The organism is Peribacillus sp. SRI_006 (assembly GCF_057586375.1).
On sequence record NZ_JBYCZT010000009.1, the window covers coordinates 63,858 to 77,977 of the forward strand.

17 protein-coding genes and 1 pseudogene are annotated in these 14,120 nt (G+C 39.0%); 7 read left to right on the plus strand and 11 right to left on the minus strand.

Features of this window, described 5'->3' with window-relative positions:
- Positions 1–74 precede the first annotated feature (74 nt).
- The 4 genes from AC2YHV_RS14360 to AC2YHV_RS14375 form a co-directional block, all read right to left on the minus strand.
- Positions 75–269, minus strand: a complete 195-nt coding sequence (locus AC2YHV_RS14360) for a cold-shock protein (protein ID WP_034307294.1) — start codon at positions 267–269, stop codon at positions 75–77.
- A gap of 855 nt (positions 270–1,124) precedes the next feature.
- Entirely contained in the window at positions 1,125–1,331 is a 207-nt protein-coding gene (locus AC2YHV_RS14365; RefSeq protein ID WP_106027429.1) for a cold-inducible protein YdjO-related protein, read from the minus strand.
- Between the two features lie 124 nt (positions 1,332–1,455).
- Positions 1,456–3,582 carry a DNA helicase RecQ gene (gene recQ / locus AC2YHV_RS14370; protein WP_487373544.1) on the minus strand — a complete coding sequence of 709 codons (2,127 nt, stop codon included), beginning with the start codon at positions 3,580–3,582 and terminating at the stop codon, positions 1,456–1,458.
- A 155-nt stretch (positions 3,583–3,737) separates the two neighbouring features.
- Entirely contained in the window at positions 3,738–4,553 is an 816-nt protein-coding gene (locus AC2YHV_RS14375; protein WP_095678935.1) for a 3D domain-containing protein, read from the minus strand.
- 257 nt (positions 4,554–4,810) lie between these two features.
- On the opposite strand from AC2YHV_RS14375, the gene AC2YHV_RS14380 reads away from it, so the two are divergent.
- The 3 genes from AC2YHV_RS14380 to cotJC are packed head-to-tail and all read left to right on the plus strand — an operon-like array spanning position 4,811 to position 5,894.
- Positions 4,811–5,044 (plus strand): spore coat associated protein CotJA, encoded by a 234-nt coding sequence (locus tag AC2YHV_RS14380; protein WP_048679115.1) that lies wholly within the window; start codon positions 4,811–4,813, stop codon positions 5,042–5,044.
- On the plus strand, positions 5,045–5,311 hold the full coding sequence (locus tag AC2YHV_RS14385; RefSeq protein ID WP_034307303.1) for a spore coat protein CotJB: 267 nt from the start codon (positions 5,045–5,047) through the stop codon (positions 5,309–5,311).
- A gap of 13 nt (positions 5,312–5,324) precedes the next feature.
- Positions 5,325–5,894, plus strand: a complete 570-nt coding sequence (gene cotJC, locus AC2YHV_RS14390) for a spore coat protein CotJC (RefSeq protein WP_034307306.1) — start codon at positions 5,325–5,327, stop codon at positions 5,892–5,894.
- 44 nt (positions 5,895–5,938) lie between these two features.
- Here the strand turns inward: cotJC and AC2YHV_RS14395 are convergent, their stop codons facing one another.
- The 4 genes from AC2YHV_RS14395 to AC2YHV_RS14410 form a co-directional block, all read right to left on the minus strand.
- Entirely contained in the window at positions 5,939–6,811 is an 873-nt protein-coding gene (locus tag AC2YHV_RS14395) for a CvfB family protein (protein ID WP_048683447.1), read from the minus strand.
- 237 nt (positions 6,812–7,048) lie between these two features.
- Positions 7,049–7,336, minus strand: coding sequence for a response regulator (locus AC2YHV_RS14400; protein WP_487373467.1), 288 nt, complete (start codon positions 7,334–7,336; stop codon positions 7,049–7,051).
- A gap of 66 nt (positions 7,337–7,402) precedes the next feature.
- The gene (locus AC2YHV_RS14405; RefSeq protein WP_241636448.1) at positions 7,403–7,477 is read right to left on the minus strand and encodes a histidine kinase dimerization/phospho-acceptor domain-containing protein; all 75 of its coding nucleotides are present in this window, start codon (positions 7,475–7,477) and stop codon (positions 7,403–7,405) included.
- On the minus strand, positions 7,474–7,728 hold the full coding sequence (locus AC2YHV_RS14410; RefSeq protein WP_487373548.1) for a hypothetical protein: 255 nt from the start codon (positions 7,726–7,728) through the stop codon (positions 7,474–7,476). The genes AC2YHV_RS14405 and AC2YHV_RS14410 overlap by 4 nt, the downstream gene beginning before the upstream one ends.
- Positions 7,729–7,924: 196 nt before the next feature.
- Here AC2YHV_RS14410 and AC2YHV_RS14415 point away from each other — a divergent pair, with 196 nt between their 5' ends.
- Complete coding sequence (locus AC2YHV_RS14415) at positions 7,925–9,115, plus strand: alanyl-tRNA editing protein (RefSeq protein WP_487373468.1); 1,191 nt, start codon at positions 7,925–7,927, stop codon at positions 9,113–9,115.
- Positions 9,116–9,208: 93 nt separating this feature from the next.
- Here the strand turns inward: AC2YHV_RS14415 and AC2YHV_RS14420 are convergent, their stop codons facing one another.
- Complete coding sequence (locus AC2YHV_RS14420; protein WP_487373469.1) at positions 9,209–9,622, minus strand: hypothetical protein; 414 nt, start codon at positions 9,620–9,622, stop codon at positions 9,209–9,211.
- A gap of 78 nt (positions 9,623–9,700) precedes the next feature.
- The gene (locus AC2YHV_RS14425) at positions 9,701–9,892 is read right to left on the minus strand and encodes a hypothetical protein (protein WP_487373470.1); all 192 of its coding nucleotides are present in this window, start codon (positions 9,890–9,892) and stop codon (positions 9,701–9,703) included.
- 140 nt (positions 9,893–10,032) lie between these two features.
- On the opposite strand from AC2YHV_RS14425, the gene AC2YHV_RS14430 reads away from it, so the two are divergent.
- Positions 10,033–10,554: an N-acetyltransferase family protein gene (locus AC2YHV_RS14430; protein WP_487373471.1), complete on the plus strand. Its 522-nt coding sequence runs from the start codon at positions 10,033–10,035 to the stop codon at positions 10,552–10,554.
- Between the two features lie 40 nt (positions 10,555–10,594).
- Here AC2YHV_RS14430 and AC2YHV_RS14435 read toward each other — a convergent pair whose 3' ends face one another.
- The gene (locus tag AC2YHV_RS14435) at positions 10,595–12,853 is read right to left on the minus strand and encodes a HelD family protein (RefSeq protein ID WP_487373472.1); all 2,259 of its coding nucleotides are present in this window, start codon (positions 12,851–12,853) and stop codon (positions 10,595–10,597) included.
- A gap of 348 nt (positions 12,854–13,201) precedes the next feature.
- On the opposite strand from AC2YHV_RS14435, the gene AC2YHV_RS14440 reads away from it, so the two are divergent.
- A complete protein-coding gene (locus AC2YHV_RS14440) occupies positions 13,202–13,441 on the plus strand; it encodes a hypothetical protein (protein WP_057277417.1) in 240 nt (79 codons plus the stop codon).
- 502 nt (positions 13,442–13,943) lie between these two features.
- Positions 13,944–14,114, plus strand: a pseudogene (locus AC2YHV_RS14445) (IS5/IS1182 family transposase); the annotation flags it as partial.
- Between the last annotated feature and the right edge of the window lie 6 nt (positions 14,115–14,120).

Consider the following 14,120-nt stretch of genomic DNA (forward strand, 5'->3'; position numbering starts at 1 on the left):
TGCTTTTTGCTTCATCAAATTGGCAGAAAGATAAAAAAAGCTGAAGGGAATCCCCTTCAGCTTTTTTTATAGCCTTAATAGTTTCTTGGATTGTTAATTGCTTGAAGCATTCTGGTGCCGGGTTTCATCTCGCTGCTACATAACGGACAAACATGTTCATCATTACTTGTAAAGTTATCGCGAATCCAACCTTTGCAATCTTCTGATGTACATTCCCACACCTTTGTTTCTTCAGGAATGATTTCTTCCGTATTATTTCTTCTATACATATATCTCACTCCTTAGAATTGAATTGACTCCGTCCTGCATAACAGATCACAAGCCATAAAGATAAAAGAAGAATAGATGGCGTTTAATCTAAATTGTGAGTAAATAACCATTCGCAAATCTAAGTATGATTATTGTTCTTTCAACCAAACTTTTTGAATGGTAAGAACTTGAGATTACGGCATGAATTTTTCATATCTCAGTTACCATTATATCATATATATGCTTTATATATTTGAGGAAAGATTCTAAAAAAGAAAGTATTCCCCAAAATGAAACACAGTCCCTGACTTACCCTTCAGATAATCGAGACTGCGCCTGTTTAAGAATCCATTCCATATGGTTCTTCCTGCTCGTTCGTTGAACATTTCAAATCGAAGCGAGCACGAGAGTAATTTTTAATGCCAAAACCTAAAACAATGAAAGCCCTGCCTCTCTCCCATCCATACGGTTCCTAGACCGTGCCTGCGAGAATCAGATAAAAGCTTGTAAGTACATGTTTATTAATTAAAACCGTCCGTAATTCCAATTGGGTAGATTAAATTCCAAAAGACAAATGGTACATAGAAGTAAGTTAATGAAGAACAGAAATGGATCGAGGAAAATACTTGGTGATAACATGTATTTCTTTTTTCTAAATGTGTTTAACTTGTTTCTACTTCATCATGAAAATGATGAAAAATTATTTTATTAATAAAAATGTTACTTTAAATTACCCTCCAGTGCATTCTTTTCATAACACTGAAATCTAATAATATCATACATATCTTTATATGTAAAGCATTAATGCCAGATAAAAAGACTCCTCCATCCTTCCTTCTCAAAATAAAAAATAAAGAGGCTATGATTCACCTCTTTTATTTAAACGCATTATACTCATTTTCAATTTTTGGGAGCTCCCTGATTTCTTCAACCAATTGACTTCCACACATTGGGCAATCATAGTTTTCCGAGGCAAAATCTTTTCTCATCCAACCATTGCAATCCGCTGATCCGCATGCATATACTACCGTATCTTCCATAACTATTTCTGGTTCCTCTGAATTCTTTTTACCAAAATACATGAGCAACCTCCTCTTTTTTATAAAGACTCTGATTAAAGGAGCGAAATTTCACCTTTTTATCATTCCTAGTATACGCATTAAACCAAATTCTTATTTATTCAATGAAGAAATTATCCAAAAAACCTTAACACCTTTCGTTTTCCAGCCCTGCCTTAACCAAGATCGCTTTGATCATAAAGTAGGAAATATGTTCGGGCAGGGCTTCTTTAAGTGGTTTCAATTTTTCTGAATCCAATTGTTTTGCAGTTTCCAAAACAAGATTAAAATCTTTCTCCAAGAAAATCTCATCCCAATTGATATTCAAGTGTTCTTCTGCACACTTTAATAAATGATTTTCAATTGAAATGGCAGACAATCCTCTCAATGTCCCTATTTCCTTGATTGATTTGCCTTCCTGATATAAGCGATAGCTTTCTAAGTGAGATGGTTTAGTAGCTCTCTTTACCGTTTCCTTTGTAACCATAGTATTCGTTTCTAATTCAGGGTGTGCCTGTACATACTGGGAAATCACTTGTAAAAATGCGTCTCCGAAGCGTTCGAATTTCTGCATCCCCACCCCTTTGACTTCCAGGAATTCCTCTTCCGTCCTCGGCAGTTTGACGGCCATATCTTTCAAAGACGCATCGGAAAAAATAATGAATGGGGGTACATTTTCCGTACTTGCCAATTCTTTTCTTAACTGTCTCAACTCTTCAAACAGCCCATGATCAGCACTGATGCTGCTTACTTTTTTTATTTCCTTACGCAGGACTTTTTTCTGTCCCAAAAGCACTTCCCTGCCAGCATTGGTAACTTTAAGAACCGGAAACTGTCCGCCCGTCATTTCGATATACTGTTTTGCTGTCAGGAAATCAATGAAATCACCAACATCCTTCGCAGTTTGATCATTGATGATACCATAGGTTGAAAGCTTCTGGAATCCGAACTCTTCAATTTTCTTATTGCGTGATCCCGTAAGCACTTGGGAAATCATCGTTTTACCGAATCGCTCCCCCATTCGCAACATGCACGAAAGGACCATTTGTGCCTGTGTAGTTACATCAACAGAGTCACGTTTATCTGTACAATTTTCGCAATGACCGCAATCTTCAGGGTTTTCTTCTCCAAAATATCTAAGAATGAAGGCTTGCAAACATCCTTCGGTAAAACAATAATCCTTCATTCTGTTCAATTTCTTCAATTCCTGGGATTGCCACTCCTGAGAGGGATTTGATTGATCAATCAAGAAACGCTGTATCTGCATATCCTGTGGGGAATATAAGAGGATACACTCGCTATCCAAACCATCCCTCCCTGCACGGCCCGCTTCCTGATAATAACTCTCCATGTTCTTTGGAGTTTGGTAATGGATGACGTATCTAACATTCGACTTATCGATTCCCATCCCGAAGGCAGATGTCGCTACCATCAAGGGAACGTCATCACGAATGAATTGATCCTGCTGTTCCGACCGTTCTTTTTCATTCATGCCAGCATGATATCGACCTGTTTTGAATCCGGCTTTAATAAGCTTGGCATACAAGGAATCGACTTCTTTCCTGGTTGCTGCATATATGATACCCGATTCATTTTTGTTTTTCTCCAAATAGCGCATTAAAAACCGACTGCGATTTTCTTCTTTCACAACGGAAAAGAACAGGTTATCTCTGGAAAATCCCGTGGATACTGTATGCTGTACAGATATGCCGAGCGACTGACATATATCATCGGTCACATGCGGTGTGGCAGTTGCCGTTAAAGCCAGTACAGTCGGAGCGGATGGCATGTTTTTCAATAAGGTTTTGATTTTTAGGTAGCTTGGCCTGAAGTCATGTCCCCATTGAGATATACAGTGGGCCTCATCAATGGCAACCATAGAAATTTCCACATTAAATAGATCCTGTTGAAATGCAGGATTTTCCAAACGTTCAGGTGCAACATAAACCAGCTTATATCTACCGTGCTTAATATCGTTCATTCTATTGGATGATTCTAACCCAGAAATGGAGCTATTAAGAAACGTGGCATCAATCCCATTTTGTTCGAGGGCATCTACTTGGTCCTTCATCAAGGAAATTAGTGGGGATATAACGAGTGTTACACCTGGCAACAGAAGGGCTGGAATTTGGTAACATATTGATTTACCTCCGCCGGTAGGCATGATTCCCGCTGTGTTTATTCCTCCCAACACCTGTTCGATAATCTGTTCCTGACCTTTTCGGAATGACTCATAACCAAAGTATTCTTGTAAATATTCACGTGCTTTTTCCATCAATTTACTATTCCTCCTATTTAACTTCTAAGGATTTATAAGGATCTATTTCTTCTATTGTACCTGCTTTTCCCAACAACCTAAAGGACAAAAAAGCAGACACAATATGTCTGTGTCTGCTTTTTCAATATATAAACATGTTTTGCATGGCTAAATTAATTCAGGATTTGCACTTTAACGTTTTTAACGCCCCAATTCACGGCATCCTGTTCGTTTGGAACAAATATGTCCACTCTATTCCCTTTGATGGCACTGCCTGTATCGGCTGCCGTTGCATAGCCATAACCTTCAACATAAACCTTTGATCCTAGCGGAATGACTGATGGGTCCACAGCAATCACCTTTGCATCAGGATTAGCTTTCAAGTCCACTCCTGTTGCTGTTGTTCCGCTGCAGCCTTGACAATCAGCCGTATAGGCAGTTGCACTAACAGTAATCTCTTTTCCAGATTCTGCTTGATCTTGGGATTCATTGTTTGAATCTGCTGGTTCCGATTGTTCAACCGGCTTTGTTTGTTCTGCTGGCTTAGTTTGTTCAGCTGGTTCGGATTGCTCTGCTTGTGCAGCTTGCCCAGATTTCTGTGCAGGCCCTACGCTTGCAGCTTCGACTTTGTTAGCTGCCGGTTTAATGACAATTTCTTGACCAGGATGGATTGTATCTGAACTTAAACCGTTCCAAGATTTAATATCATTTACCCCTACATCATATTTGTGTGCAATTCCCGATAATGTGTCCCCTGACTTTACTTTATAATGCTCTTCTTGAGAAATATGTATGGTTTCTCCGGCATAAATCGCGTCTGAAGACAAATCGTTCCAAGACTTAATATCTTCTACTGATACTTTATATGTTTGAGATATCCCCCATAATGTGTCTCCATCTTTCACTTTGACATCTTCTGCTTGTACCGGAATTGTAAATGCACCGGATATAGCAGCCGCTGCCGCTAACGATAAGATTGATTTTTTCATATGTTGTTACCTCCTTGTGAGCTGCTTTATAAGCTACGAGTTAAATCTTAACATAGTTTTTTTCTATACAAAGAACAAACAGATAAAGAATAGATGACAAACATCACAGTAAGATAACGGGACTATAACAAGATTTTATAATATTCTGAAAAAATATCATTTTTCATTTAATTCCCTTTCCAGGCCACAGCAGTCATATTCTACATTACCGAGGCATAAAAATTAGAGGCTATATCTTTACAAAGGAGGTATTTTTTGTGACTCGCGAAAAGACTTTTACCCTAGTTAAGTCATATAAACCTTTCCATAGTAAATTCGATCCGTGTCCGCCTATTGGGAGAAAGTATTACAGGACACCTCCTAATTTGTATATTAATTTTCAACCGCCCAATATGGAGCAGTTCACTCCGGAAGAAGCTTTGAAATACGGTACACTTTGGAAATTCTTTTATGATTTTTATGATAATCCATATCGGGAAAGGGAGACGTAAATGAATAAGAAACTGGATGATGAATATTATCAGTTGCTTGAACAAATACAGGCTGCCGATTTCGTACTTGTCGAGTTGACTCTTTATTTGGATACACACCCTAACGACCAGCAGGCTTTACAGCAATTCAATCAATTTCATGAATACTCCCAACAACTGAAATCGGTTTTTGAGCCTAAATATGGTCCATTATTGGGATTTGGGAACAGTCCAGGCGGTGAAAATAAATGGGAATGGGGCCAAGGCCCTTGGCCATGGCAGGTATAAGGAGAGATGAGCTATGTGGGTTTATGAAAAGAAGCTGCAATATCCAGTTAAAGTAAGAGACTGTAATCCCCGATTGGCTAAATATTTAATAGAACAATATGGCGGTGCTGATGGTGAGTTGGCTGCAGCACTCCGTTACTTAAATCAACGATATACAATTCCGGATAAAGTCATTGGCCTGCTTACGGATATCGGAACGGAAGAATTTGCCCATCTCGAAATGATCGCCACGATGATTTATAAGCTTACAAAAGATGCCACACCTCAGCAGATGGCCGCCGCAGGGCTAGGGGACCATTATGCCAATCATGATAGCGCCCTTTTCTATCATGACGCAGCAGGAAATCCATTTACTGCCACATATATCCAAGCCAAAGGCGATCCGATTGCAGATTTATATGAAGACATCGCCGCTGAAGAGAAGGCCAGAGCAACCTACCAGTGGTTAATTGACATCTCGGATGATCCTGATATCAATGATTCACTCAGGTTTTTACGCGAGAGGGAAATTATCCATTCGATGAGGTTCAGGGAAGCTGTGGAGATTTTAAAAGAAGAAAAAGGTAAAAAGAAGTTCTTTTAATGAAATTCACAATAAAAAAGCAGCGGATAAATCCGCTGCCTTTTTCATTTACGGTCTGAAGAATATGTCCATCCATCTTCCTGGTAAATCTTTTCTTCCTTCATCAGTTTGCCGAGAGCACGCTTGAACGCTCCCTTGCTCAAACCGAAGTGAAACTTGATATCATCTGGTGGCGTTTTGTCACCATAAGGCATTGCACCGCCGCGATTCATTAAATAAGTGAAAATGACATCAGCATCTTCCCCCATTAAATCTTGTTTAAAGGGGATTAAAGAAACGTTAAGCGTTCCATCTTCTTTACTATCAATGACACGCCCTTCAACTAATTCACCAAGACGGGGCTCCTCCTTGCGTTCACTTTCGTGAATGAAACAGCGGTACCCTTCTTCTGAAATAAAGAATGATCCAACCATAAGCAAACGATAGACATTTCCCTTAATACTGGTGTTACGAATCCCTTTTAATGGAGCTGTTACTGCAATCTCCTGAATGACATCTTCTGTTGCAAGTTTACCAAACAGGCGATCATGACGATCTGTCTTCAGGGATACATATAGACGATCACCAACCTCAGGCCATAATCGATCTATATTCGGAAGGTCATCCAGGGATACAAGAATATCTTTCGAAAGACCGATGTCAACAAAAACACCAAGTTTCCTTTTCACATTGACAACTTCCGCCCAGCCATACTGATCAATCTGAATTTCGGGTATCTTCATTGTCGCTGTTAGCCTTGCTTGTTTGTCATGGTAGATGAACACAGTTACTTCATCGCCAATCTCAAGTTCCGTTCCTTCATTCATTTCATTATGATGAAGTAAGACATCTTCTGAACCATCCGTTAAAAACCATCCGAAATCAGCCTTACGTTCCACTTCTAACTCTACAGCCATGCCGGCCTGAATTTTTTGCATGAATAAAAATCCTCCTGTAACTTACCTTTACCTACAATTGTACCCAATTATTTATTTTTCCAACATATTTGAATTTATCATTTTTTTGATGTTCTGTATACCTATTACGGTTTTTTATTTTTTAACCCTTGTTTTCTCCATGAAATGCCTGCGGGATTAATATCTGCCCTTGTTTACCGTTACTTAACAAGGTATGCATGATCACTTTGGATAATTGGCTCGGTTTATAAGGTTTAACTAAATAATCCTTAGCTCCCAAGGAAATCCCCTTCTCCCTTTCCAAGTGCAGTCGAAACAAAAACGGGACTCATTCAAATCAGAGGATCCTTTTAATTCCCTCAGGATCGCCCAGCCGTCCATCTCCCACTCTTCAAGAAGGATATCCAGCACAATGGCATCCGGAGGTGAGGATTTCAGCTTTTGAAAAGCCTTTCTACCACTTTTGAAATAGCTGACATGGAAACCACTGTCCATCAATTCATATTTTAGCAGTTCCGCTAAGTTCATATCATCTTCAATGACCATACTTTCATGGCTCAGTATTCTTGACTGTCCTTCATTGTTAAGCCCCACTTCTTTTAGAGGGGAACTCTAGGTAAAACCGAGGACGCTTGCAAGGGGTGTCCTTAATTCATGACTAACTGTACTGACAAATTCGGACTTCATTTGATCCACTTCATATTCTTTTGTGATATCACAATATACCAAAATTGTGCCATATCCTTCTCGAGATAATGCAGTGTCTCAAAATAAACCTTTATGACCTGATTCGTCTTTTCCTTTTTGAATGTAAAACTTCGTCCTTCATAATTTACTCCTTCCAGATTATCAATCGCTTCATCCATTGCATGTAAAAACCTCTCCCCCTCCATTTGTACAGCATTTTCAGCACTCCACGTATCCCATGGCAAGTCCATTATTTGATCAGAAAAAGAATCAGGACGATCAAAAGGGCAGTCTATAAATAGTTATTGCCATCTTGCACAATTTATTTAGAATTTGTCATAAAGTTTTGCTTTTATCCCTGACTAATCTTCTAAAACCCGCGATTTTAAACTCTAGTATTTCGGTGATATAATTTAATGATCAACTGAAAGGAAAAAGAAATCATTCATGACAAAAAAATTATATTACACGTCCACCAAGACCTCCCAATGGGATACCGAAATTCGGGAGACCATTGTAGAAAATGGCTTTTACTATATCACTCTTGAAGAAACCGCTTTTTATCCCGAAGGCGGCGGTCAGCCGGCAGATACTGGTAAAATAGAAGGAATCACCGTTCTTGACGTTATAAAAGACAATGATGGAAAAATTCTTCATAAGATGGAGAAACGGCCAGATTCAGAGATCGTCCACTGTGAACTTGATTGGCCCCGCCGCTTCGATCATATGCAACAGCATAGCGGCCAGCATCTACTCTCTGCTGTCTGCAGGGAACTGTTTGACTCTAATACTGTCAGCTTTCACCTTGGAAAGGAATATTTAACGATCGATATAATGGCAGGATTTCAATGGACTGAGGTACATACGGCTGCTGCTGAAAAGCTAGTTAATCAATATATCATCGAGAATCGCGAATTACTTATCTATTACGTGACAAACGAGCAACTACAGACACTTCCTGTCGTCAAAATGCCTAAAGTGTCTGAAAATATCCGTATTGTTGAGATAGAAGGAATTGAATATAACCCTTGCGGTGGAACTCATGTAGAGCGTACCGGTGAGATTGGGTTAATAAAAATTTTCAAAGCGGAGAAGCAGAAAGAGCTTACCCGTCTCTACTTTAAGTGCGGCTTCAGGGCATTGAATGATTATTCCGAAAGTCTAGGAATTCTTTCTGCATTATCGACTAAATTCAATACCGGACGTACAGAGATCCTGAATAGGGTGGAGAAACTTGAAAATGACTATAAGCAGCTGCTATCGGCAAATGAAAACTTAAAACTTGAAAATGCAAATTTTCGTGCTGACTCCCTGCTTGCAGAAAATGGAGGGGGATTCATTTCTCATATTTTCGAAGATAGCTCAATGAAAGAACTGCTTTACCTTGCAGGTACGATTGTAAAAAAAGAAAAGGTTACTGTATTATTAGCATCACGTAAGGAGCAAAAGGTCATCCTCTCGCACAGCGGGGACAGTCCCTTTAATTGCGGACAATATTTCAAAGCGGAACTGGGCTCCTATAATGGAAAAGGCGGAGGGAACGGACGTACTGCACAAGCAGGCTTTGCATCACAAAATGACTTAATTGCATTTTATCAATACTCAGTAGAAAAATTAGGTCAAAATCCTCGTGCATAAAACCGATCCGTAATGGATGGCATACGTGATGATCATGTAAATCATTAACTCTCAAAATCAGAAAAGAGAGGACAGATTACGTCCTCTCTCTTTTTATTCTTCTATTTTCAATTTCCCTAAACCCTGTTCTTCAATATGAAGATGATATTTTTCCTCGAGCTCCATGATACGTTTAAACGCTTCCTCCTGATTGTATTCATGGTTTTCCGACTCCAAGGCGAACTCTTTCCTAGCCAAATGGTAGGCAAGCTTATCCCTGAACACTCCATCTTCATACTCATTTATGACTGTATGAAGTTGATCCTCCACTTCCCTGCTCAGATCATACATTTCGTAATCCTTTATAAACTGTACTCCTTCCATGCCGAAATCTTTCGCAAAGGAATTGATATACTGTTCCATTTCACTGAATTCTTTATTATCTTCAGTATCGGAAGCAACCCAATATCCGTACTGAACCATTTTGAATAATGTTTCATACTGTTTCTTGGTAAAATTGATTTTCATTGACGATACTCCTTTTCCGGTTTCCTTACAACAAAAAGAATAAACCGCAATGGAATAAAAGTCCAATGCGGTTCATTCTCAATCCAATATTTCGGTTACAGAAAAATATGCTGCTTTATCCGTATCTACGACATAATGGCAATCGCCTTTAACTAAATTATAATAACGGTGCTTTTGAATATTTGAAATCATTTGAGTTGAATCATCGCCTTCAACCTCATGCTCTAGTTCTTTGCCGCCCGGAAAATAAAAACCAACTTTCAATTTCATCTTTCTCATCCTTCCCTTCATCTGGTTGATCACTCTTTTATTTCTTATCCTTTCTCAAGCAGTTATAAACATAAATAAAATGCTAATTCACTTTTTCCATGATATTCTAGGGGGAAATATGAAAATCTGAAGGTGTTTTTATGAAGATAAGGAAAGCCATAGAAGAAGATGTAGATGGAATAGCAATTGTACATATAAACAGCTGGAAAACAACTTATAAAGGAATCCTTCCGGATCAATATTTGTCTTCCATGAATCTGGAAGCCAAAAAGAAAAACTGGCTAAGGAATTTAAAAATGCTGCATAATTCTACCTTTGTTGCGGAAAACGCCAATGGGGAAATCATCGGTTTCGCTGCCGGGGGACCAGAACAAACGAATGATCCGCATTTTCAAGGTGAAGTATATGCCATTTATTTTTTAAAAGAATATCAACAACAGGGACTTGGACGAAAAATGATAAAAGCGGTCATACATGAGCTTATGAAAATGGAACATAAGAATTTAATAATCTGGGCATTAAAGGATAACCCATCATGCGGTTTTTACAAAGCACTTGGAGGTCAAGTGATAGCTGAAAAAACCGTTAAAATGGCAGGCGTCGAGCTTATCGAAGTCGGTTTCGGATGGGAAGATATTCAGGATATCCTTTTGCATCTATGAGCATTTCACGAGGAGGTGGTGGCATTCCACCCTCCCCCTTTCATGTCTCAATAAGGAAAGCATTTTTCTCTTTACCTAAAAAATATAGCCTGTGCAATGGCCTTGTCATTGTTACGTACAGCAATTTGATATCAAGTTCGTTTTCGTGGCAATACGCTTCTTCGAGGGATATTGCAAATACGACATCGAATTCGAGACCTTTGGCTTGATAGGAAGGAACAATCAATGTTTTATCTTTAGGGATGTTTCCCGCTTCATCTATTAAATGAAAGCCTTGATGGAATTCACTTAGTTTCTCATTTGCCAGCTTGCAATCTTTCATCGTTTTGGCAATAACGGCAAACGTTTTAAAACCTTCTCCTTTAAGGGTTGCGATCAGCTCGATCAGTTCTTCTTCCCAACCTTCCTTTTCAATGTAAATGAATTCTGGATCCTTGCCATGCCGGACCACGGGTTCAACTTCCGGGAAATCGTATGTTAACAACTGAAGTATTTCATTAGCTTGTTTCATAATTTCAACAGTTGTTCTGTAGCTTTTTTGTAATTCAGTATACGTCGCCCGAGGGAAAATACGACTGTGAACCTCTTCCCATGTTTGAAGTCCGCGGTATGAATGGATGCCTTGTGCAAGGTCGCCTACAAGTGTGAACATATCGGTATCCACTGCCGTCTTTAGGGCCTGTAACTGCATGAAGCTATAATCCTGTGCCTCATCAATGACAACATTTTTTGCTTTGTTTTCTTTATCGACACCGAAAAGCCGCTCCTGAAGATATAATAGTGCTCCTAAGTCCTCTATCTCATAACTATTAGCAGAAAATAATTTATGATTGTACTCACATAAAACCCTGGCATCTTCAACAGTAAGCTTACCGTTGCTGTATGAGGCGAGGCGCTCTGGATCTTGGTATAATTCCTTATAGTACTTCAGGAGATCTTTACTTTTGAATTGCTTAAAATACGCTTTTACAGAAGAACGGATCGCCTTTTGGATCTGTCCTATCCTTTCCTCTTTTTTATCGAGGCATTTTGTAACAAATTCCTTGCGTATGACTGGATCGATATTCTTATAGAGCGCCTTCTCGATTTTGGCATCATAAAGATCAACAACACGTTCAAGCATTGTTTTCTTTTTTAATTTCACTTCATTTTGTAAAATGGCCTTCAGTTTGTCCAGCCTGCTGTATAACGGTAAATACCAATAATCCTCTTCCAATAATCTAATGAACTTCTTAGCGGAATAGATGCGATATTTATCACAATAAAAATCAGCATCCGGATGAAACCCACTGAAAATATCCTTTATATATTCGTCCAATATATATTTAAAGGCAGGGGATCCTTTCAGACCTGATATCCAGACGGCTGAATTAATTTCTTCATCATCTTTTTCCAGCAATCGCGTTAATTTATCATCCGCTATAAGCTTCACTTGCTTTCCTATCGCTGCCTGAACATATTCGGAAAACGTGAATTGTTTTACCTTTTCGACACCCAATTCAGGTAAAGCTTCAGATATGTAATCAATGAATACCCGGCTCGGAGCAAGAATCATTAATTGTCGCGGATCGAACAAGTCCTTATAGTGGTAAATGAAATAAGAGATCCTATGTAAAGCGATTGTGGTTTTACCGCTGCCCGCTGCGCCCTGGACAATGATAGGTTTATTCAAATCTGCCCGAATGATTTTATTCTGTTCTTCCTGGATCGTGGTGATGATATCCGTCAATCGATTGCTGGAACTCTTGGAAAGGGATTCCTGCAACAATTCATCCGTTGTTGTCAAATCAATGTCCCTTATCTCCTCCAAGACACCTTCTTCTATCATTAGCTGTCTTTTTAAAGTGATGTTCCCGCTGAATGTCTCCCCTTCCGCTTCATATTCTATTTCACCAATCCGTCCCTCATAATACAGATTTGCAATCGGTGAACGCCAATCGACGATGATCTGTTCCTGGCTTTCCCTCTGATAAAGAGATGCTTTTCCGAAATAAAGGACTTCGCCTCTCTCCCCATCATTCCTTTCAAAATCCACTCTTGCAAAGTAAGGTTTTTTACTTGCTTTGCGTAAACTTTCAAGTTCGGTTTTGGACATCTCAAAAAAGTTGGCCGTGGTCAGCAGCTGTGAATATAACGCTGATTCAGACCAATCGGCATCGCCAAAGGCTTCTTGCATATTCCGCTGAAATTGATCTTTGCTTGTTTCAGATGTTTTGATGACTACATCGATATAACGTTTTGTAAAATCCAGCCGCTGTCGTTCCTGTTCAAAATCAGGATGATTACCCAATGAAATCACTCCCCTTCCTTGTATATTGATCAAACTTATTAAAATGCCGATGCTAAGACGAAATGGACATTTATACTATCAGAAAAGCCAATGGTTGACAAATCTGGAGACATAGAATTATATAGTTGTAATGTACCTTCCCTGATATTTCATATAATTCGAAGAATACACGATATATTCCAGATTGGATTTAGCTTTGGTATGTTGACTTATGCTGAGACCTTCATGGATATGCCTTTCTTCTGTAATTGTCATCAACTCTTAACATAAATAACGCAACTTTAATGTTTTATCGGAAACTGACATTATATACTTAAATGACAATTACATAACTTTTTTAAGAAAGCGGGTCCTGTCATGGAAATAAATCAAAAACAACCAATGCTATCCCCTAAATTAATCCATGAACTTGAAATCTTATCATCCAAAACACAAATGCCTATTTCTGAATTACTGGAAATATCCGTAATTTCACTGCTGGAAAAAGTGAATGATACAAAAGAACTTAATGTTGGACTTAATAATAAAGAAATGATTTTAAGAAATAAAATCATCATCAATCAAAATAAAGAGGTTTTGAATAACAAAAGCACTTGACCATTAAGGTTAAGTGCTCAGAATGTAGACAAACTCAATGAAAATTGAGTTTGTCTACATTTTTTTCTTGTACAAGCTCGGACGTGATTTCCACTCCAGGCACTCGCTTTCCGCGGGCGGTCCGGGAGCCTCCTCGGCATGGCCTGCGGGGTCTCCCTTGGCCACGTTTTTCCTGCAGGAGTCTCGTACCTTACGTTCCAATCAACTGGAACGTTTTTTAAAATAAAAACTGCAAGCTGGTCTATTCCGAACCAAGTTTATTTTATCCTTTGAATTTTTCTCCTGTGCTCCTTATTGGATGGAAGAAATTTGCGACACTCCTGCCGAATAACTGGCTAGCCGAGACCCCACAGTCGCTTGCGTCGAGGAGGCTTGGCAGGCAGTCGGCGGAAAGGGAGCGGATTTCTGAAATCAACTCGAACGTTTTTGAGGGTTAGTAAATCTAATCGTTATTTCCACTCCAGGCACTCGCTCCAATCAACTAGGTTTAAAAACTTGGATAGAACAGATTTTCTATCGAATAACAGCCGCTGATAGAAAGTTAATAAGTGCTGAACACGTATTCGTCGGTTCCACATATGTGAAAGCCAATGCGAATAAGCGCAAATTTGAAAAGAAAATTGTACGCAAAGAAACACGAGCATATCAAGGACGTCTTCAAAATGAAATAAATCAAGAT